Raw genomic sequence first — 22,040 nt, 5'->3', positions numbered from 1 at the left:
AACCAAAAGTCTCTTTTTATAGCCGACGGTGCGAAAGCTCATAAAGACGAACTTTTTGATGCCAACAAATTAGTATTTAAAAAATTGCCGCCCGCTTGTCCTGAACTAAATCCTATTGAAAGATTTTTCAAGGAAGTGCGGAGGTATCTGAAAAACAAAGTTTTTGACAGCCTAGAACTCGCACAACAAAAAATTCAGAAAGTAGTAGAGAACATTTCAGAATCCATTGACAACGTGATTTCACTTACTTGTTTTCCCTATATCAGAAATACGTCTATTTAAATTGGATTTAGTATAACTTAATAAATGCCATCAAAACGTTATTTCGGGAAGATGAATATTTGACAATTACGGTTGAGTCTGAAAAGGTGGACAATTCACCTGGAAAAGCTGATTTACTTAAGTTCAGGGAGATTGAAAAAGAATTCCCTCCAAAAAGTGTAGCCCGAGATTTGGATTTTAATGATGTAGTCGATCAGATAAATCTTTGAGCGCCTTGGAATACTTCGATTCAGATGTCATTTTTAATTTTCTGGTCCTCCAAGATGACGACAAGCATCATCAAGCCAGAACATTAGTATTGAACGCAATGGATAATAATGTATTCACAATATCGACTTTAGTTATCCAGGAAGTAGGATTTGGTCTGGCCAGATTTGGCCTTTCTAACGAAGAAATTGAAGCCAAGCTTTCTTTTTTATCTTCTATAAACACTATTGAAGTAAATGTTTCTCACATCATCAGAGCATTAATTCTTGCCAAAATAATTGGTTTTAAGCATATTTAATGATTGTGTACATACAGCCATTGCTGAGGAATTAAAACCAAACCGATTTTACACTTATAACAAGTCTGATTTTAAAAGAATACAGGAATATACGAAACTGGAATTTACAATCCTCTAATCTACCCCTTCAAAATTCTTCGGGTGAAGTCTCAAACACACTCTTTCAAAAGTCACGCGAAAAACTCTCATTTACTCCGCGTTTAATAAAAATATCGCCCTAACTTTGCCCCATGAAATTGAAAAATGACCTTTTGCTGCGGGCGGCACGCGGAGAAAAAACGGAACGCACTCCGGTTTGGATGATGCGTCAGGCAGGCAGGATTTTGCCGGAATACCGGGCAGTTCGTGAAAAAGCAGGAAGCTTTATCACACTGGCCACCACACCTGAAATGGCTGCTGAGGTAACGCTTCAGCCGGTTGATCTGCTTGGCGTTGATGCTGCCATTATATTTTCAGATATTCTTGTGATACCGGAAGGAATGGGTTTACCCTACGAAATGGTAGAACAGCGCGGTCCGGTTTTCCCAAAAACAGTTCATACAATTGAAGATGTTAACAGACTTCACATAACTGAGCCGGAAATACATCTTAAATATGTTCTTGATGCCATCAAACTGGTAAAACAAGGTTTGGATAACCGTGTTCCGCTAATCGGTTTTGCGGGAGCACCGTTTACTATATTTTGTTACATGACAGAGGGAAAGGGATCAAAGACTTTTTCAGTAGCCAAAAAACATCTTTACGCAGATCCGGAATTTTCCCATTTGCTGCTTCAAAAAATAACAGACAGTACCATCGCCTATCTGAAAGCCCAGATTCGTGCGGGCGCTGACCTTGTACAGATATTTGATTCCTGGGCCGGAATTCTTTCTCCGGAACAATACCGCATTTTTTCTCTGCCTTATATCAAACAGATTTGCGATGCGATTACAGAAGTGCCCGTAACTGTTTTTGCCAAAGGCGCTTTCTTCGCGAGAGAAGAAATCAGTCAGCTGAGCTGCTCTGTTGTGGGCCTGGACTGGAATATGGACATTGCAGAGTCCCGCAAACTGATACCAGACAAAACACTTCAGGGAAACCTGGATCCTTGTGTATTGTACGCGTCTTACGATCAGATCAGGCTTGAAGTAAAGAAAATGCTAAATCAGTTTGGTACCCAGCGGTACATTGCCAACCTGGGTCACGGGGTATATCCTGATACCGATCCGGACAAAGTGCGCTGCTTTATTGAGTCGGTAAAAGAATACTCCTGCTAATCTCAATCTTTACCAGTATAAATGAATAATTCTCAATATTCGACGCTCAATATTCAACCAGCGTCGAACATTGAGCATAAATGCAGGCAATATTATTTTCCTTCAATCCCTATGCCCCTTTCCCCTACCTCATTTCCCAAATGCGTTTTCCTTGACCGTGACGGCGTTTTGAACAAAGAACTTGGCGATTATTTACAAAAAATTGAAGATTTGATTATTCCTGACGGTGTGCCCGAGGGACTAAAAATGCTGAAAGAAGCAGGTTTTTTATTGATTGTTATAACCAATCAGGCAGGGATTGCCAAAGGATTATACGGTCAGGAACTGGTATATGCCATTCATGAAAAAATGCAGGAGGCTTCGGGAGGAATTTTGGATGATCTGTATTTTTCACCTTATCACCCTGACCACTCAGGAAAATCGCTTTCCAGAAAACCTGATTCTTTATTGCTTGAAAAAGCAATTGCAAAATATAGTATTGATACCGGTCACTCCTGGATGATTGGGGATCGATCGCGTGACATGGCAGCCGGGCATAAAGCCGGATTGAGAACCGTTCACGTAGTTAATGAAGATGAAACTTCAGCAGGAGACTATGCCGCAGCAAACTTGCTTGAAGCAGCCAAAATTATTTTAAAAAACAATTAAACACGTTCAGCTGGCGTTGCCGGCGCTGCTTTTTGCGTCGACCCGTAAGCAGGGCAGGCATGTTTTGTGCAGGAAGAAACCGCAATTGTACCGCAGATTGCCAATAGAAATAGTAACTTTTTCATTTGATTAAGGTAGATGTTTTAAAATGTCACCGCAAAAATATAAAAATTAATTCTTTGAATGAGTGTTTTCGTATTACTAATAACGAACTCATTCAAAGAACTTTATATAATTTCTCAGTTTTTTGTTTCAGCCAACTCTTCCTCAGGCTCTGTCACATCACCTTCATTTGAGTTTTTGAAATCCGGAGATACGTAAGATTCATCTTTGAAACCAAGAATCCTTAACATCGAATCGCTATTTTGCTCGTTAGCAAAAACCTTCGTTATGATTTTTCCGTTTTCATCCAGATCAACCAAAACATGTTTTGGTGCAGGTATCAGGCAGTGCTGAATTCCGCCGTAACCCCCAAGCGATTCCTGGTACGCTCCTGTATGGAAAAATCCGATATATTGCGGCTGATCGTCTTCGTAAATCGGCATATACAAATCCGCACTATGCATTTCACTGTTATAAAAATCCTGTGAATCACAAGTCAGGCCACCCAGGTTTACCTTTTGATAAGGGCTATCCCAGTTATTGATCGGCATCATGATGTATTTCTGGTTCATACCCCAGGAATCAGGCAGCTGCGTAATGAAAGAGCCGTTGATCATATACCAAAGCTCCTTATCATTCTGAAGTTTTTTATCAATCACTTCATAAATAACAGCGCCGCTTTCACCCACAGTGTAACTTCCGAATTCCGTGAAAAGATGCGGAACCGGTACATTGTTTTTGTTACATATCCACTGAATGTTTTCCACAATCTCATCAATCATCTGCTGGTAATCGTAACCTGTCTGCAGAGAAGTCTGAATAGGCAAACCACCTCCGATATCGATAGAATCCAGATCCGGACAGATCTTCTTCATTTCGCAATACTTGAACATAAAGCGCGTAAGCTCACTCCAATAGTAAGCGCTGTCTTTAATTCCGGTGTTGATAAAGAAGTGAAGCATTTTCAGCTTAAACTTCGGATTGGTTGCGATTTTCTCTTTATAAAGCTCCGTCACATCGTTGTAACGGATACCCAGTCTTGAGGTATAAAATGCAAAATTAGGCTCTTCGTCCGTCGCAATACGGATTCCCAGATTCATCGAATCCGCCGTTACCAGTTTTTCGTAGGCTTCAATTTCGCGAAGATTGTCCAGAATCGGGATACAGTTGAAACCTTCGTTGATCAGTTCGCTCAGATATTGCGTGTATAAAGGGCGTTTGTAGCCATTCGCTAGAATATAAGTCGATTTACTAACCTTTCCACGGCGGTACAATTCCCTGATAATGGGTATATCAAACGAAGATGAAGTTTCCAGATGGACGTTATGTTTCAGTGCCTCTTCCAGCACAAAGCTGAAATGGGATGACTTGGTGCAATAGCAATAGGTATAACTTCCCTTATAATTGTGCCGCTTAAAGGCATTTCTGAAAAACATATTGGCATTTTCAATATGCTCTCCGATTTTAGGAAGATAATTTAGTTTTAACGGCGTACCATGCTCCTTGATGATGTCCATCAATGGTACATTGTTGAACAGCAACTCATTATTGTCAACGTTAAATTCCATTGTAGGAAATTCGAACGTTTGCTGAATCAGGTCAATGTAGCTTTTCATTTATTGTTGGTCGCGGATTGCAGTTTATAAATTGTGAGTTAATAATTACTATACGTTCAAAAACAGTTTTAATTATTTGGAAACATTTTCTTAACAGTGATCAGGTCACTGAAATAAGATTTCTGCCAATAAAAAAGGCCGGAAAATTGGTTAGAATCTGTGTCAATTCCAAACATCAATTATTTATAAATCATTCCCGCATTCAACTGCTTTATCTGGCAAAACAATTGGTTCATACCCGATTTCTTCCGTTTGATTCTTTTTTGGTTGATTCGCCGGTCATTCGTTTCCTAATTTTAAAATTGGGAAGCGAGTTTAAAGAGAATCCGGCAAGCTAATTTCTGTTGTTTTGGAAATATTTTTTCTTAGAATAATTAAAAATCATTTTTCTCCGACAAGTATTCCCCAATTCTCTAATCACATAAAAATAAGTGAAGAACTACCAGGCATCCTTTGTTAAGTTCTGAAAATCAAATATTTACAAGCCATATTTTCACAAAATGAATACAATTATCAAAATTCGGAAAAATAAATTGAGGAAACTTAAAACATTTTTAAAGTTTCCATAGTTTTTGTCATTCGAAAACTACAACTTTGCCCCGTGAAAGAGAGAATTGTAAAATCGGCATCAAACCTCTTTTGGCGCTACGGCATCAAAAGCGTAACTATGGACGATATTGCTAAGGAATTAGGGATATCAAAAAAAACCATTTATCAGCATTATGCTGATAAAGAAGCTATTCTGAAAAATGTAATTTTAGAGGAAATTACATCCCAGCGATGTGAAATGGAGATGCTGGATGAATGTTCAGACAATCCGATTGACCAGATGATACAGGCGACTGACCAGATGCGTAACGCAATGGCAAACATGAATCCGTCGCTGTTTTATGATTTAAAGAAGTATTATCCCGAATCGTGGGGTTTGTTTCAGTCCTACAAACATGAGTTTATAATTAAAAGTATCAGGGATAATCTGGCTCAGGGAATTTCAGAGGGTTTTTACAGATCCGACATTGATGTAGAGGTACTTTCCTTACTCCGCATTGAAGAATTTGAAATAGCCTTCGACCCAAACATTTTCCCTCCTGATAAATTTCACATGATGCGCGTTCAGATGCAGTTTGTTCATCATTTTTTAAGAGGAATTTTAACAGAAAAAGGATTTCAGTACTACAACACCATAAAAGATAAGTCCGCAATTGAATTTAACACCCATGAGAAATGAACAAATAATACGCACTTGCCTGTTTGCACTGGCGATTTGTATGAGTATAGTCCCGCTACGAGCACAGGACGGAGGTTACACCCTCGCAGAAGCCGTCGACTATGCAGTGAAGCACAATATTAATATCAAAAATGCACAGCTGGATGCTGTTTCGGCAGAAGCGCGAATCGGAGAAATCCGTGCATCAGGTTTGCCGCAGGTTGCGATCAATGCTAATTTTACCGATAACTTAATCATCCAGCGATTTTTCCTTCCTGCAAACTTTGCAGATCCGAATGCAGCTGCGGATGCACCTCCTGTTGCTGTCAAATTTGGTGTGCGCTATCAGGGAACCGCTTCTGCTACGCTCAACCAGTTGATTTTCAGCGGATCTTATTTTATAGGTTTAAAAGCCGCTGCTACATACAGGGAGCTTGCACAAAAAAGTACATCCCAGTCGAAAGTAACAGTAGCCGAAGCTGTAACCAAAGCTTATTATTCGACGCAGGTATCTATTGAAAGGGCAAAAGTACTCGACCTGAACATATCGCGGGTGGACACACTGATGCGCGAAACCAAAGCAATGAATGAAAGTGGCTTTGTTGAGTTACTGGATGTGAATCGTCTGGAAGTTCAGCGCAACAACCTTATCACCGAACGCCAGAAGGTACAGAACCTGATCGAACTGAGTTATACCCTGCTGAAATATCAGATGGGAATGTCTCTGGACGAGCAAATTGCTTTAAAAGACAATATCAACGATGTAAACCTGGATGCGCTGAGAAGCGAAACAGCAGCAGGATCGGTATCTTATGAAAACCGGATAGAGTATTCGTTACTGAATACCCAGGAGAAACTGGCTAATCTGGATATTCGTGCTTCCCGTGCCGGTTATCTGCCAAGCCTTTCGGCTTCCTTAGGATATGGACATAATAATGGCCAGGACAGTTTCGCTGACATGTTCAGGACGAAGTGGTTTAATAATTCTGTCTTAAGTCTGAATCTAAACATTCCAATCTTCGACGGCTTTACAAAACGCTACCAGATTGACCAAAAGAAAATAGTACTCGACCAGGTAAAAAACAACCAGACTTTACTAAAACAATCGATCGATCTGGAAGCCAGCCAGGCGAATATCAATATCAAAAATGCTTTTGCAACACTGGAAACACAAAAGCGAAATCTGGATCTTGCTCAGGAAATTGTTCGTGTATCCAAAATCAAATACAAAGAAGGAGTTGGTTCCAACATTGAAGTGATCAACGCCGAATCTTCCTTTAAAGAAGCACAGACAAATTACTTTGCGGCGCTCTACGACCTGATGATTGCCAAGGTTGATCTGAGCAAAGCTAAAGGAGAACTTTACGTTGAAAAATAAACAAACACCACAAAAAATAGAAAACTGCTACTTACCTATATCATGAAAAGACATATTTTAATTATCACAACCATCGCTGCTTTTCTTGCCGCCTGTTCAGGAGAGAAAAAAGATGGCGTTGCAGGTAAAAAAGAAGAATTAGCCAAGCTAAAAACAGAGCAGGGCGAAACGGATAAAAAAATTAAGGCACTGGAATCGGAAATCGCAAAACTTGACACGACGAAAAGAGCTGAGACCAATATAAAAGTCGTTACCGTAAAACCGCTTGAAACCGGAACATTAAGTCATTATGTTGAACTGCAAGGTACAATCGATGCAAAAAACAGCGTGATGGTAACGCCGAAATCCGGTGGTGTGATCACGGCCGTTTATGTACGTGAAGGCGATCAGGTGAAAGCCGGAACTGCAATGGCAAAGGTTGATGACAGTATTTTGCTTGAAAGTATCGAAGAAGTAAAAACGCAGCTGAATCTGGCTAACACGATTTTTACCAAACAAAAAAATCTTTGGGACCAGAAAATCGGTACTGAAATCCAGTTTTTACAAGCACAGAATAACAAAGAAGCCTTAGAAAGGAAACTATCTACCTTGAATACGCAACTTTCTCAATCGAGAGTTTCGGCTCCTATCTCCGGCGTTGTGGATCAGGTAAATGTAAAAGTAGGCGAAACGGCGGCTCCGGGTCTTGGTCTTTTTCGGGTTGTTAATCTTGGAAATCTAAAAGTGGTTGCCAAAGTTTCTGATACTTATGCCGCAAGCGTAAAACGCGGAGACGAAATTCTGATCAGCTTTCCGGATTTGCAAAAAGATTATACAGCAAAAGTTTCTTTCGTAGGAACCACGGTTGATCCGCTTACCCGTACGTTTCTTATTGAAGCAAACCTGCCTTCGAGTCCTGCTTTGAAACCTAACATGACAGCAAAAGTTCAGATCAATGACGTCACCAAGAAAAATGCGCTGATCGTTGATCAGAACATTATCCAGGGAACTGAAAAGGGCCAGGTTGTTTACGTTGCAGTGAGTGAAGGAGGCAAGAAAAAAGCGAAATCGAAAGTTGTGAAAACAGGTTTGATTTACAACGGAAAAATTGAAATAACAGAAGGCTTACAGGCAGGCGACGAAATTATCACGACCGGCTATCAGGAGGTTTCTGACGGACAAACGATTTCGTACTAATAGGAAAAAGGAATAAAAGGAGGAGAGGGAATAAGGGAAGAAAGTATTCGTCTACATCCTTCTTTCATCCCTTTCCTCCTTCCTCCAAACTCGCCTTTTTCATAAAAATTTTAAACTTTTCATATTTATGAAATTTGAAGATCATAAAACCCTAAGCTTCACCAACTGGTGCGTAGAGAACCGTACGACGATTTACATCTTTACGTTTATCATCACGTTGACCGGCTTTGTGGTGTACAACAACCTGCCAAAAGAGCAGTTTCCGGATATCAAAATACCGCAGATTTATATCAACACGGTCTATTTTGGTACCGCTCCCGCCGATGTGGAGAATACCATTAACAAACCCATTGAAAAGCAGTTAAAATCTCTCAATGGCGTAAAACATATTAAATCAAACGCATTGCAGGACGTATCTGTAATTCTGGTGGAATTTACGCCGGATGTTGAAGTGTCCGATGCCTTGCAGCGTGTGCGTGATGCGATTGATAAAGCCAAACAGGATTTGCCGCAGGAACTGGATTCGGGTCCGACTGCGCAGGATGTGAACTTTTCGGAATTCCCGATCATGAACATCAACCTGGCCGGTAATTATTCGCTGAAACAATTAAAGGAATATGCCGAAGATTTGCAGGATGCAATTGAAGCCATGCCGGAAATCAGCCGTGTGGATATCGTTGGAGCACTGAACCGTGAAATTCAGATCAACCTGGATCTGCCGCGTATGCAATCTACCGGTTTGACCTTTAATGACATTCAAATGGCCGTGCAAAGTGAAAACATTAACGTTTCAGGCGGTGATTTGAAAGTTGGAAATGTACGTCGTACACTTCGTGTTAAGGGTGAATTCCTGGATATGACCCAGCTTTCCAACTTACGTATCCGTACCGGAACCGGCGCGGTAGTGCGTCTTGGTGATGTTGCCGAAGTAACAGACAGTTTCGAAGAACAACTTGATTTTGCCCGTCTGGATAACAAATCCGTAATCACACTGAATGTCATCAAAAGAGCTGGTGCCAACCTGGTAAAAGCAGCTGATGATATTGAAGTAATTATTGACAAAATGAAGGAATCGGAGTTGCCGCAAGGACTCGATATCAGGATCACAGCCGATCAGTCGGAACGTACCCGTGCGGATCTGCACGAACTGATCAACACCGTTATCATCGGTTTCATCTTTGTAGTTTTGGTACTGATGTTCTTCATGGGTATCCGTGATGCGATTTTTATCGGACTTTCTGTGCCGCTTTCCGCGCTCGTTGCCTTTGTGTTAATGCCGGTGTTAGGCCCCTTGATTGGTACTGCTTTCACCTTGAATACGATTGTACTTTTTGCCTTCCTGCTCGGAATTGGTCTCGTGGTAGATGATGCGATTGTGGTTATTGAAAATACCCACCGTTTGTTCAACGCGCATAAGGACTGGACAATTCAGCAGGCTGTAAAAGCGGCTGCAGGAGAAGTTTTCGTACCCGTACTTTCCGGTACACTTACAACCATCGCTCCATTCTTTCCATTGCTTTTCTGGCCGGGAATTGTCGGGGATTTTATGAAATTCCTGCCACTGACGCTGATTCTGACACTGATGTCTTCACTATTTGTGGCTTATGTAATCAACCCGGTTTTTGCGGTAACGTTCATGGGCCGTCATGAAGACGAAAAAGAAAAACATGATACAAGCATCAAAGCAATTATGCGTCCGATGTTGATTTTAGCTGCAATGGCACTGGTTGGTTATTTTGTAGATCGTGGTATTGGAAATTTCTTCGTGATAATCCTCGTGCTTTTTGTTTTCAACCATTACATTCTGACGCCACGAATCCTTGTTCCTTTCCAGGATAAATTGCTGCCTGCGCTAAAAGAAAATTACAAAAAGCTGATCACCTGGCTGATCAAAGGATACCGTCCGGTATTTGCGATTGTCTCGATGGTCGTGCTTTTGATTGCTACGTTTATCATTGTCGGTATTGCCAAACCGGAAGTGCAATTCTTCCCAAGCGGAGATCCGGATTATATTTATGTGTATAACAAACTGCCTTCGGGAACGGATGCGCTGACGACGGATTCAATTACCAAAGTGATTGAAAAACGTGTTTTCTCTGTTTTGAAAACGGAAAAAGCAATGGGAATTGTGAATTCTGTAATTTCCAACGTCGGTAAAAATGCCGGTGATCCGAATAACCCCGACCGTTCCGCTACGCCGCATAAGTCAAAAGTGACGGTGGCTTTCGTTAAAAGCGAATCCCGTGACGGACGCTCTACCCAGGAATTGCTGACCAAAGTACGTGACGCCGTTGCCGGAATCCCGGGAACTGAAATTTCCGTAGAACGTGAAAGCACCGGCCCTCCTACCGGAAAGCCGATCTCGATTGAAATTGCAGGTGACGATTTTGACAAATTGCAATTACTGGAAAAAGATCTTTTAAAACGCGTACAAAACTCTGGTATTGAGGGAATTGATCAGTTGAAATCCGATCTGGTAACGAACAAGCCGGAAATTATCATCGATATTGATCGTGAAAAAGCACAGCGTGAAGGAATAAGTTCTTCGCAGATTGCGCTCTCGATCCGTACCGCGCTTTTCGGTCTGGAAGTTTCCAAATTTCGTGATGCAAAAGATGAATATCCAATTATGGTCCGTCTGAAAAAAGACGACCGTCAGCAGATTGAAAAATTATTGAGTCTGAATATTGTATACCGTGATATGAACTCCGGCGGCGCGCTTCGTCAGGTTCCGATTACGTCCGTAGCCAACATTTCTTACTCAACTACATTCAGCCAGATTAACCGGAAAGATCAGCAGCGGATTGTAACACTAAGTTCTGATGTTTTGCCGGGATACAATGCCAACGAAGTTGTGGCGCAGATCCAGCAACTGGTTAATGACGTGAAAGTACCAAGCGGTTATACCGTAAAAATGGGAGGTGAACAGGAAGACCAGGCCGAATCGATGAACTTCCTGACCGGCGCATTTGGTGCAGCAATTCTGCTAATTTACCTGATCCTGGCGACGCAGTTTAACTCCGTTGTGAAACCGCTGATTATCTTCTTTACTATCGTGCTTTCGCTGATTGGGGTATTGCTTGGTTTTGTAATTTTTGACAAAACATTCTCCGTAATCATGTCCGGTGTAGGTATTATTGCACTGGCCGGTATTGTGGTGAAAAACGGGATTCTGCTTATTGAATTTATTGATGAACTTCGTGAACGCGGTTATCCGCTGCGTAATGCGATTATCGAAGGAGGCGCAATTCGTCTGACACCTGTATTGCTGACGGCTTCGGCGGCGGTACTTGGATTGATTCCGCTTGCATTCGGCATTACGCTGGATTTTGTGGCACTGTTCAGAGATTTCGCCCCAAATATTACGACAGGCGGAGCAAGTTCCGTCTTCTGGAATATCCTTGCCTGGACGATCATCATGGGACTTACCTTCTCAACCATCCTGACGCTTCTACTCGTGCCGTGTATGTATTACGTTAACGAAAAAGTACGCGACAAATGGTTCCGTAAAGGCAAGCAGGAAGTAGTGAATCCAAACTGGCAGAACGAAACGATTTAAGAGCTGCCCTCCTGCGGTTTCACGCAAAGACGCAAAGATTTTTCGCAAAGAGCGCAAAGAGAAAGTTTTCTTCTTCTTTGCGCTCTTTGCGTTTTCAACTTTGCGAGCTTTGCGTGAAACCTTTTTAACAGCACAGATACACTTTTTTCGAAAAGATCATTAGATTTGCAGCCCGGAAGAGCGGAAACAGCTACTTGCAATTTCTCCTATTCCAAAACATTACGGGATGTAGCGCAGCTCGGTAGCGTATCCCGCCGCGGCGGGAAGGTCGCAGGTTCAAATTCTGTCAGATGAAATATGTTGTATATATTTTGTTTAGTGAATCGCTCGGAAAGTTTTATGCCGGTCAGACACAGGATATTGATAAGAGGTTGTTGCAGCATAATTCCGGAAAAGGAGATTTTACGTCGAGAGGAACTCCCTGGCAATTAATTTGGAGCTCTTGTTGCGATACGCGATCGGAAGCAGTAAATTTAGAAAGCAGGATCAAAAAAAGAGGAATAAAAAGGCACTTACAAGATTGTAAGTTATTATAAAAACGGGATGTAGCGCAGCTCGGTAGCGTACTTGCATGGGGTGCAAGAGGTCGCAGGTTCAAATCCTGTCATCCCGACGGGGTCCGGTCAGAAATGGCCGGACTTTTCTATTTTAGGACTTCTTAAACTCTACTAAGGCGCTGCTCGAATCTTGCCTCCATTTTATTTTGTAGTTTCCCTACTTAAAAAATATTTTAACAAATGTACTTATTTAATTTCTTTCGATAAATTTGTAGAACCATTACTTTGAATTAAAATTGAAAATAGTACTACGAAACATTGCAAGTATCCAAACCGGCTATTTCACAAAACCGGACTCTGACGGAGAAGGCATCTATCTTCAAGCCAAACATTTTGACGAAAACGGTTTGATGAAATATCCCTTGCATTATGATCTGGAAATGACCAATATTAATCCTAAACACTTATTAAGAAATGGAGACGTATTATTTGCAGCCAAAGGTACAAAAAATTTCGCTGCTTTATATAATTCCGGGGATGGATCAGCAGTAGCATCGACATCCTTTTTTGTGATCCGGTTGACGAATCCGATCCGTGAAAAACTTCTTCCGGAATTTTTAGTCTGGTTTATTAATAATCCGCCTTCGTTAAAACTCTTGAAAGATCAGGCGATGGGGACCTCAATTGTTTCGATCTCAAAATCAGTTCTTACAGAGCTTGAAATTTCGATTCCAACCCTGACAATACAGAAAGCTATTTTGAAAATTGCCGAACTTCGTAACAGGGAAAGAGAAATCAAGAGCGAAATTGAGAATTTAAAGGAAAAACAAGTTCAAACTGCTATACTGAACGCACTAAAAAAATAATTTAAAACAGCATGTCACTACGTGCTTCAAATAAAATATAATGAGTAAAAAAATAACACAGAAAGACATCAACGACGCTGTTTGGAAAGCCTGTGATACATTCCGCGGCAGCATTGATCCAAGTATTTATAAGGATTATGTACTTACGATGCTATTCATAAAATATCTTAGCGACGTGCATGATGATAAGTATGAAGCCTATCTTGTAAAGTATAATAATGACAAAGAACGTGCGGATCGCGCCATGAAACATGACCGGTTTGTAGTTCCTGCCAACAGCCATTTTAAATATCTGTATGATCATCGCAATGAAATCAACATTGGAGAATTGATCGACATTGCACTGGAAGATCTGGAAGAAGCCAACAGGGAAAAGTTATTCAGCCCGGACGGAGCAGGTATTTTCCAGAATATCAATTTCAATAGTCCCGTACTTGGCGATGTAAAAGATAAAAATACAAGGTTAAAGAACCTGCTGCTTGACTTCAATAAGGATAATCTGGATTTACGCCCGTCACATCTTGAAGGCACAGACATCATTGGCGGTGCTTATATGTACCTGATCGAAAACTTTGCGAGCGATGCAGGCAAGAAAGCAGGAGAGTTTTTTACACCAAAGGAAGTTTCCACACTGATTGCCAAACTGACCAGATCAAAACCTGGTTCTAGAATTTGCGATCCAACCTGTGGCTCTGCTTCTTTGTTGATTAAAGCTGGTGAGGAAGTTGGTTCGGACAATTTTTCACTTTACGGGCAGGAAGCCAATGGAAGCACCTGGGCTCTGGCTGTGATGAACATGTTTTTGCATGGTTTCGACAATGCTACCATTCGTTGGGGAGATACGATTCGTAATCCTAAGCTGAAAGAAGGTGATGCGTTGATGAAATTTGATACTGTGGTAGCCAACCCACCGTTTTCGCTCGACAAATGGGGAAAAACAGAAGACAAGGAAGAAAAAGAGGAAAACAAATCGGCTGATAGTTTTGACCCGGAATCCGATACTTACAATCGGTTCTGGCGGGGAATTCCACCAAAAAGCAAGGGCGACTGGGCATTCATCAGCCACATGATCGAGACTGCTTACGAAGGACGTGGTATCGTGGGTGTGGTTGTCCCGCATGGTGTTTTGTTCCGCGGAAGCAGCGAAGGGAAAATCAGACAGCGGACGATTGAAGAGAATATTCTGGAAGCAGTCATTGGTTTACCTTCCAATCTGTTCTTCGGTACCGGAATTCCGGCGGCGATCCTGATTTTCAACAGAGGCAGAAAGGAGAAAGGAAAAGAGCCGGTATTGTTTATAGAAGCCAATAAACATTACGAATCCGCAAAAAACCAAAACCGCCTCCGCGCTGCCGACATTGAACATATTGTGGACACCTACCATCAGTTTAAAGAAGGAAAACTGCAAACTGGTGTGATTGAAGACAAATTCAGCTACGTAGCTACTTTTGAAGAAATACTGGAAAATGAATTCAATCTCAACATCCCGAGATATGTAGACACTTTTGAAGAGGAAGAAGAAGTGGATATTGCTGCGGTGCAGGTTGAAATTGAAAAGCTGGAAGTGGAGTTGAAAAATGTGCAGGGAGAGATTGAGGGGTATTTGAAGGAGCTAATGAGTTAGGATGTTTTAGTTTTCAGTTGTTCGGAATTACCAAACAATTGAAAATCAATATAACAAATACAAAGACCAACTATTTGATTTCGAGTATTTTAAATATTTCCTCTTTGCAGTTCTCTTTGCAAAAACCTTAACTTAGAAAGTATTGCAAAGACAATTCCGCTTGCAGCTTTATAGTAGAGACAAACTTTTTTTGCAAGCGGTTTAATATGTTATGTTGTTGAAAAACAAATGCTTACAATCTTTTTCGTTGCAATACCGCTTGCAGAAATTCAAACTTAAAAAATTCGCGCAAGCGGTCAGTTTTAATCCTTATGCGCGATTTTAAATTATGATATTAATGAGTGAAGAAAATAGAGAGATAGCCGAGGATTTGACAGAAAAGGAATATTTGAATACTGAAACGATTTCAGTGGATTTCGACTTTTCCGATTCCAATATCCTTTTAAACATTCCAGATGGCTGGGAAATGAAAAAAATTAAGGATATAGGAAAAGTTACCTCTGGAACGACTCCTTTGCGAAGTAATAAAACGTATCATACAGATGGCAATATTCCATGGGTAAAAACTACCGACTTAAACAACTCTTTAATCATAAATACGGAGGAAAAAGTTACAGAGTTAGCTCTAAAAGAAACCTCTTTGCGTATTTATCCGAAAAATACCGTCTTGGTTGCAATGTACGGTGGCTTTAACCAAATAGGAAGAACCGGAATTTTGGGAATTGATGCAGCAATCAACCAGGCCCTTTCGGCAATTACAGTGGATGCTGAAGAAACTGATCCTACTTTTTACTGAATTGGTTTAATGCCAAAATCGGATGGTTGAAGAATTTTGCAGGTAGTAGCAGAAAAGACCCAAATATAACAAGCAAAAATGTCGGCGACTTTCCATTTTTAAAAATACCCCTTCCCGAACAAAAAGCCATAGCCAAACTTCTGAGTTTAATGGACAGCACCATTAACCAAAACAACGAACTCATCACACAAAAAGAACTTCGTAAAAAATGGCTGATGCAAAATTTATTGACAGGGAAGAAGAGGTTGAAAGGGTTTGGTGGGGAGTGGAAGGAGGAGAAATTAATTTCAGTAGCAGATATAAGAAGAGGTGCCTCTCCAAGACCAATTCAGGACACAAAGTGGTTTAATTCCAAAGGAAGAGGTTGGATAAGAATTTCAGACGTTACCAAATCCCACTTTTATTTAAATAGCACTACGCAATATTTGTCTGATGCGGGTGCCGATAGGAGTGTTAAAGTTGACCGGGGAGATTTGATTATGTCGATTTGTGCAACAATTGGCATTCCAGTAATCGTAAATATTCCTGCTTGTATTCATGATGGATTTGTTCTTTTTAGGAATTATGAAAGAAGATTAACAACCTTCTTTTTATACTATTTCATTCAGTATATAAGTGAAAAACTTTCAGGTGAGGGACAGCCTGGAACACAGAAAAATTTAAACACATCGATCGTTGGAAATATTAGATTATTGCTTCCTTCTATCAAAGAACAAGTGGCAATAACGCAAGTCCTACAAGCAGCCGATAAAGAAATACAGCTTTTAAAAACCAAAACAGAAAAATTGCGTGAGCAGAAAAAGGGAATGATGCAGTTGTTGCTGACGGGGAAGAAACGACTTAAACTAAATAATAATGAAGACAATCGGAATAGAAATTGAATCTAACGAAGCTATTATCGCCGTTCTAGAACAAGATGAAGGTGGAAACCTTTCTCAGGTTACAAAAGAATGTGTTAAACTCGACATCGGTGATTCCATGAATTCTGGACATGTCAAACAATTTCGTGATCAAATCGATGCAACTTTTAACGCTATTTCGCCAGACAAAATAAGTAGTCTATCAAGAAACATCAGTGGACCGTTTGCCTCATCTCCTTTAACTTTTAAAATTGAAGGTATAATTCAACTATACCAGAAAGTTACAGTTGAATTAGTTTCATCTAAAACCGTCAAGGCATTTCTCAAAAAGAAAGAGAATGAAATAGCTCCTAAATTTAAGTATCAGACTAATGCACTTAATTTAGCATTTTACTTAATTAAACAGCACTCGAATGAATGAACTTTACGATGACGACGTACCAAAAGCGATTCAAGATTTTGTGAGACAGCATCCAGATATAGAAATCGTCGAATATCATAAAAGAGGATTCAACGGGGAAGTATATTTTGGTAAAAGAAAAAAACTGGGTGATGAGGTAGTTTTAAAATTCTATTGGGCTGACAAGAATTATGATGAAACGGAAGAAGCCGTAATTTTAAAAAAAATAAAGCATAAAAATGTTTTAGAGATTTACGATCTGAGGTTTCTACCTCCTTACTTCGCTCATTTTCTTACTCCTAAAATATCTGGGGGTGATTTACAGGAAATAATCGAAAATAGGAAACTATCTTCAAAGGAAGCTTTGGAGATAGTTGCTGGCATCTTATTAGGTCTTACTGAATTGCATTCAGCTCACAGCTTGGTTCATCGAGATTTGAAACCAGGTAATATCTTAATCAATCTTTCTGATAATTGCCCAATAATTGCAGATTTGGGTGCTGTAAAGAAAATTGATGGGGTGCATGGATTTGTAAGTGCTTCTAAGGCTACTCATTTATACCTTCCTCCCGAAGCTGTATTAAAGGATGAGTACTATTTCCAGTCGGACATTTATCAGGTCGGAGTGACTATGTTTCAACTCTTAGGTGGTTATTTCCCACTGGACGATCCATATAAATGGCTTACCAAGAAGGAACTGATGAAAGTAAACACACTTCGAAGTGACAAGCAAAAAGTGGAGGCATTCAATGGAATGATTGAATCGAAGATAGTTAAAGGCTCTCTCATCGACACGAAAACAATGCCGTATTACTTAGATGATGTATTCAGAAAAGTAATAAATAAAGCGACTAATCTAGACCACAATAAGCGTTATGCTAATTGTGCTCTATTCCTAAAAGATGTTCATAAATTGATTCAGAATTGCCCTGATTACATAAATGAGGACGGTGCAATACAAATATCACAGGGAAATGGCAAATGCTTTCGTATTATACAGAAGGATACCGGAGAGATAAGTTTTGAGAAAAAAATGCCTGGTAAGGATTGGCGTAAAAACAATAACCACAACGGTTCATTATCTGAGGCACTGGCAATCGCACGTACATAGATATAGCAAAAACCGCAGGGCTCGACACACGTCCTGATGTATCGAGCCCCGAAACTCAATCTTCCGTTTGGTAAGATGAGCAATGCAAAGGTATGGTAAGAATAAATAATTTACAACAAGGCATAAAAAAACCGCAATTACGGTATCGCGGCCAACCAGGTCCTTTTCCCTCTGGGAAATGACATAACAAAGATAGGTTCTTGTTTTCAAATACCAAAACTTACGAAATCACTAAATCAATATGTATAGAGAACCATCCAAAACTATACATATCGAAAAAACATGTATAGAAAACAGCACTTTTCTATACATATAAAATAAAATTCAGCCAATCTCTGTCTTAAAAAGCCAACGTAAAATGGAAACCCCCAGTTTTAAAGAAGACCACATCAGCCTAATCCCTGCTTTGCAATTGTTACAAAAGCTGGGATATACATATCTAAGTCCTGATGAGGTCAAACAACTTCGTGGTGGAAAAACGAGTGCTGTGCTGCTGGAAGACATTTTGCGGAAGCAGTTAAAAGAGATTAATGCGGAAAAGAGAATCAGTTCGACCAAATTCACCTACATCAGCGACGCCAACATTGAAAACGGAATTCGTGCATTAAAAGAGCTACCGATGCAGGATGGTTACATTGCCGCTTGCGAAACGGTTTACAACCTGATCACACTTGGAAAGGCTTTTGAACAAAGTTTCGACGGGGACAAAAAAAGCATTACACTACAATACATCGACTGGGAAAACATAGAAAACAATGTGTTTCATGTAGCCGACGAATATAGCGTCGTGCGTAGTACCAGCAAAGAACACTACATTCCCGATCTGGTTTTGTTTGTCAACGGTATCCCGCTGTGCATTATTGAATGTAAAAGGCCTGACAAAAAAGAACCGTTGGTGCAGGCAATCAGCCAGCATCTACGCAGCCAGCAAGAAGACGGAATCCGTTCTTTGTATGTTTACTCACAAATTACAATGAGTGTCGCAACACAAGATGCCATTTATGCGACGAATGCAACACCAGAAAAATTTTGGGCAAAATGGCACGAAAAATTTATAAATGACGATCAAGAAGCCAAATATAAAAGCGAATTATTTGCACTAAAAAACCAGCCCTTATCAGCTTCGGCGCAGGAAAAGCTTTTCTCTGGTCGTTTCAAATACATTCATCCGTATTTTGATGATCTGGAAAAAGAAGAAATACTGCCCACTGTGCAGGACGAATACCTGTATGGCTTGTGCCGTCCTGAAAGATTACTTGATATCGTTTTCAACTTCATTTTGTTTGACAACGGAGATAAAAAAATCGCACGTTATCAGCAGTTCTTCGCAATCAAGAAATCCATAAAAAGGATCCTTAACATTGAAAATGGAAAAAGGACGGGAGGCGTAATGTGGCATACGCAAGGAAGCGGAAAATCATTAACGATGGTGATGCTTGCCCAGGCGATTGCGATGGAGAAGACGATCAGAAATCCCAAAATTATATTGGTAACTGACCGGACCGATCTTGACAACCAGATCACGGGTACATTCCGTAAATGCGGCAAATTTGTTGAAAATGCAGGAACGGGACAAAGATTAGTGGAGCTGCTGGAAAGTAAAAGTGATTCGGTTGTTACCACGATCATCAACAAGTTTGTGGCGGCAATGAAGAAAATAAGTAAGCCATTGGAAAGCCATGATATCTTCGTTCTTGTTGATGAAGGCCACCGAACCCAGCACGGCACATTTAACATTGAAATGCAGAAAGCATTGCCAAACGCCTGTTTCATTGCGATGACCGGAACTCCTCTTTTCAAAAAGGATAAAAGTACGGCAGTGAAATTCGGAGGAATTATTGATGCGTACACGGTTGACCAGGCAGTGAAAGATAAGGCCGTGGTACCTCTGCTTTATGAAGGACGCCTGGCCAGACAAACTGTGAATGCAGCTCCTTTGGATCGTTTTTTCGGAATGGTATCAGAACCATATACTGAATATCAAAAAGCAGATTTTAAAAGAAAATTCAGCCGGGCAGATCAGCTGAACAGTGCTGAACAAAAGATTTATGCACTTGCCTGGGATATCAGTTTACATTTTCGGGACAACTGGCAGGGTACACCATTTAAAGCACAGCTGGTTTGTGATAAAAAGATAAATGCGATTCGTTATAAAGAGTTTCTGGACATAATTGGTATTGTCAGCAGTGAAGTTTTGATTTCTTCATTGGATGAGCGTGAAGGAGAAGCCAGCGTGTATGAAGACTCTTCGGATAAGGAAAAGCGATTCTGGAAAAAAATGATGGATGAACATGGTAATTCAAAAACCTATGAAAAAAACATCATCAATCGTTTCAAAAATCAGAAAGATCCCGAAATAATCATTGTTGTAGACAAGTTACTCACAGGATTTGATGAACCAAAAAATACGGTTTTATACCTGACAAGGAATCTTCAGGGACACAAATTGTTACAGGCTATTGCGAGAGTAAACCGGATTTACGCGGATAAAGAATTTGGTTATATCATTGACTATTACGGCGTAATAGCCAATCTGGACGACGCACTGGAATTGTATTCGTCTTTCGAAGATTTTGATTCAGAAGATTTGGAAGGTGCTTTGGTCAATATTAATGATGAAGTTAAAAAACTACCTCAAAAGCACTCAGAGCTCTGGGATATTTTTAAAACCATTGCCAATAAAAGAGATGCAGAGGCATATCAATTATTACTAAAAGATATAGCAATCCGGGCAATATTTTATGATAAACTGGCTGCGTTTGCAAAAGGCATGAAGCTGGCATTTTCTTCAATCGCATTTTACCAGGAAGCAGACGAAAAGACCATAAACAGGTACAAAGAAGATTTGTCTATGTTTTTGAAACTTCGCGTGGCCGTCATCGAACGGTATAGTGATGCCATTGATTACAAACAATATGAAGGACAGATTCAGAAACTGATTGATACACACATCACCACTGAAAATGTAGAAACGATCACGGAACTTGTCAATATTTTTGATAAAGAGAAATTTCAGCAGGAAGTAGAAAGCACAACGGGCAAGGCAGCCAAGGCGGATAAGATCGCCAGCAGGACATCAAAACACATCTCAGAAAAGATGGAGGAAGATCCTGCTTTTTATAAAAAGTTTTCTGAAATGTTACGGGAAACCATTGCTGACTATGAAGCCAAACGCATCAGCGAAATGCAGTATCTTAATAAAGTGCAGGAAATTATGGATCAGGTATTGACCCGTAATGATAGCGATATACCAGAATCTTTAAAAGACAAAGATGTAGCAAAAGCATTTTATGGTCTGGCAGTAGAATCGCTAAGCGAAAAAATAGCTGATCATAATTTAACAAAGGACATTGCAACGCATTCCGCTTTACAAATTGATGCCCTGATAAGAGCCGCAGTTCTGGATTTCGGGAAACCAGTAGTGGATTGGCAGTATAAAACCAGCATAACAGGTAAATTACTGATCGATATCGGAGATTACCTGATTGACGAGGTTCGGGATAAATACCACATCAACATGACATTTGCCGAAATGGACGACCTTGTTTCCAAATGTATTGAGGTTGCTAAATTACGTTATCGGTAATGAAAGATTACATTGAATTTGGTTCAAAAACAATTGAATTTCATTTAGAATTCAATGACAGAAAATCACTTGGCATTACAGTTACACCTGCGTTAGAGGTATTAGTAAAAGCGCCAATAGATACAACAATTGATAAGATAAAGGAAAAAATTAATAAAAAAGCTCCGTGGATTCTAAAGCAACTGAGCTTCTTTTTATCATTTCATCCTAAAACACCGACAAGAAAATTTGTAAGCGGGGAAACACATCTTTATCTCGGACGACAATACCGCTGTCTATTTCGGAGATATGGGGGCAGGCATTTCGGAGCATATAGGGCCAAGCGTTTCGGGAATCATTGGGCCACTTTCCAAGTGCAATAATAGTAGTTTAAATTTAAGTACTCAACTGTTTTTTCTTTCTTAGGGAATCTCCTTCGAGCTCAATGCGGTGGGAAGAAAAAACAATTCGATCTAAAATCGCGTCGGCAATGGTATTTTCTCCAATCAGACCATGCCATTTTGAGACTGGTATCTGGGTTGCAATGATTGTTGACGATTTATCATACCGTTCTTCAATCACGTCGAGCAGT

The 22,040-nt window shown here is 40.3% G+C and carries 20 protein-coding genes and 1 tRNA gene; 18 read left to right on the top strand and 3 right to left on the bottom strand.

Annotated features, from left to right (window positions below; translation table 11 throughout):
• From E0F88_RS33045 to E0F88_RS33030, 4 genes are all read left to right on the top strand, one after another.
• A partial coding sequence (locus E0F88_RS33045) for a transposase (protein WP_181956071.1) occupies positions 1-282 on the top strand: 282 nt, incomplete at its 5' end.
• Positions 283-496: 214 nt separating this feature from the next.
• Entirely contained in the window at positions 497-787 is a 291-nt protein-coding gene (locus tag E0F88_RS33040) for a PIN domain-containing protein (protein WP_131962993.1), read from the top strand.
• Between the two features lie 230 nt (positions 788-1,017).
• The gene (gene hemE / locus E0F88_RS33035; protein WP_131962991.1) at positions 1,018-2,043 is read left to right on the top strand and encodes a uroporphyrinogen decarboxylase; all 1,026 of its coding nucleotides are present in this window, start codon (positions 1,018-1,020) and stop codon (positions 2,041-2,043) included.
• Positions 2,044-2,154: 111 nt separating this feature from the next.
• A complete protein-coding gene (locus E0F88_RS33030) occupies positions 2,155-2,691 on the top strand; it encodes a D-glycero-alpha-D-manno-heptose-1,7-bisphosphate 7-phosphatase (protein ID WP_131962997.1) in 537 nt (178 codons plus the stop codon).
• On the opposite strand, the gene E0F88_RS34635 is transcribed toward E0F88_RS33030, so the two are convergent.
• Both E0F88_RS34635 and E0F88_RS33025 read right to left on the bottom strand, forming a co-directional pair.
• Positions 2,688-2,816 carry a hypothetical protein gene (locus E0F88_RS34635; RefSeq protein ID WP_262709919.1) on the bottom strand — a complete coding sequence of 43 codons (129 nt, stop codon included), beginning with the start codon at positions 2,814-2,816 and terminating at the stop codon, positions 2,688-2,690. The two genes, E0F88_RS33030 and E0F88_RS34635, sit on opposite strands and share 4 nt — an antisense overlap.
• Before the next feature lie 114 nt (positions 2,817-2,930).
• On the bottom strand, positions 2,931-4,409 hold the full coding sequence (locus E0F88_RS33025) for a type III PLP-dependent enzyme domain-containing protein (RefSeq protein WP_131962989.1): 1,479 nt from the start codon (positions 4,407-4,409) through the stop codon (positions 2,931-2,933).
• A 601-nt stretch (positions 4,410-5,010) separates the two neighbouring features.
• Here E0F88_RS33025 and E0F88_RS33020 point away from each other — a divergent pair.
• From E0F88_RS33020 to E0F88_RS32955, 14 genes are all read left to right on the top strand, one after another.
• Entirely contained in the window at positions 5,011-5,637 is a 627-nt protein-coding gene (locus E0F88_RS33020; protein ID WP_229213988.1) for a TetR/AcrR family transcriptional regulator, read from the top strand.
• Positions 5,627-6,994, top strand: coding sequence for a TolC family protein (locus tag E0F88_RS33015; RefSeq protein ID WP_229213987.1), 1,368 nt, complete (start codon positions 5,627-5,629; stop codon positions 6,992-6,994). Before E0F88_RS33020 ends, E0F88_RS33015 begins: the two co-directional genes overlap by 11 nt.
• A 42-nt stretch (positions 6,995-7,036) precedes the next feature.
• Entirely contained in the window at positions 7,037-8,170 is a 1,134-nt protein-coding gene (locus E0F88_RS33010; RefSeq protein WP_131962987.1) for an efflux RND transporter periplasmic adaptor subunit, read from the top strand.
• A 127-nt stretch (positions 8,171-8,297) separates the two neighbouring features.
• Entirely contained in the window at positions 8,298-11,729 is a 3,432-nt protein-coding gene (locus E0F88_RS33005; RefSeq protein ID WP_131962985.1) for an efflux RND transporter permease subunit, read from the top strand.
• A gap of 290 nt (positions 11,730-12,019) precedes the next feature.
• Positions 12,020-12,265, top strand: a complete 246-nt coding sequence (locus E0F88_RS33000; protein WP_131962983.1) for a GIY-YIG nuclease family protein — start codon at positions 12,020-12,022, stop codon at positions 12,263-12,265.
• A 3-nt stretch (positions 12,266-12,268) separates the two neighbouring features.
• Positions 12,269-12,342 (top strand) — tRNA-Pro (locus tag E0F88_RS32995).
• A 180-nt stretch (positions 12,343-12,522) separates the two neighbouring features.
• The gene (locus tag E0F88_RS32990) at positions 12,523-13,092 is read left to right on the top strand and encodes a restriction endonuclease subunit S (RefSeq protein ID WP_131962981.1); all 570 of its coding nucleotides are present in this window, start codon (positions 12,523-12,525) and stop codon (positions 13,090-13,092) included.
• A gap of 40 nt (positions 13,093-13,132) precedes the next feature.
• Complete coding sequence (locus E0F88_RS32985; RefSeq protein ID WP_131962979.1) at positions 13,133-14,716, top strand: type I restriction-modification system subunit M; 1,584 nt, start codon at positions 13,133-13,135, stop codon at positions 14,714-14,716.
• 337 nt (positions 14,717-15,053) lie between these two features.
• The gene (locus tag E0F88_RS32980; RefSeq protein ID WP_220466421.1) at positions 15,054-15,512 is read left to right on the top strand and encodes a restriction endonuclease subunit S; all 459 of its coding nucleotides are present in this window, start codon (positions 15,054-15,056) and stop codon (positions 15,510-15,512) included.
• Positions 15,513-15,538: 26 nt separating this feature from the next.
• Positions 15,539-16,393: a restriction endonuclease subunit S gene (locus E0F88_RS32975; protein ID WP_131962975.1), complete on the top strand. Its 855-nt coding sequence runs from the start codon at positions 15,539-15,541 to the stop codon at positions 16,391-16,393.
• On the top strand, positions 16,368-16,793 hold the full coding sequence (locus E0F88_RS32970; RefSeq protein ID WP_131962973.1) for a DUF3010 family protein: 426 nt from the start codon (positions 16,368-16,370) through the stop codon (positions 16,791-16,793). The genes E0F88_RS32975 and E0F88_RS32970 overlap by 26 nt, the downstream gene beginning before the upstream one ends.
• Positions 16,786-17,883 carry a serine/threonine protein kinase gene (locus tag E0F88_RS32965; protein WP_131962971.1) on the top strand — a complete coding sequence of 366 codons (1,098 nt, stop codon included), beginning with the start codon at positions 16,786-16,788 and terminating at the stop codon, positions 17,881-17,883. Before E0F88_RS32970 ends, E0F88_RS32965 begins: the two co-directional genes overlap by 8 nt.
• Positions 17,884-18,241: 358 nt before the next feature.
• Complete coding sequence (locus tag E0F88_RS32960; protein WP_131962969.1) at positions 18,242-21,469, top strand: type I restriction endonuclease subunit R; 3,228 nt, start codon at positions 18,242-18,244, stop codon at positions 21,467-21,469.
• A complete protein-coding gene (locus E0F88_RS32955) occupies positions 21,469-21,831 on the top strand; it encodes a YgjP-like metallopeptidase domain-containing protein (protein WP_131962967.1) in 363 nt (120 codons plus the stop codon). Before E0F88_RS32960 ends, E0F88_RS32955 begins: the two co-directional genes overlap by 1 nt.
• A gap of 13 nt (positions 21,832-21,844) precedes the next feature.
• On the opposite strand, the gene E0F88_RS32950 is transcribed toward E0F88_RS32955, so the two are convergent.
• Positions 21,845-22,040, bottom strand: a 196-nt coding sequence (locus tag E0F88_RS32950) for an ATP-binding protein (RefSeq protein WP_165939961.1), incomplete at its 5' end; no start/stop codon positions are given.

Origin of the sequence: Dyadobacter psychrotolerans, assembly GCF_004349265.1 — a bacterium.
In the GTDB taxonomy this organism is placed as follows: Bacteria; Bacteroidota; Bacteroidia; order Cytophagales; family Spirosomataceae; genus Dyadobacter; species Dyadobacter psychrotolerans.
Note: the sequence above shows the minus strand (reverse complement) of the source record. Positions and strands in the feature narration are given on the sequence as shown.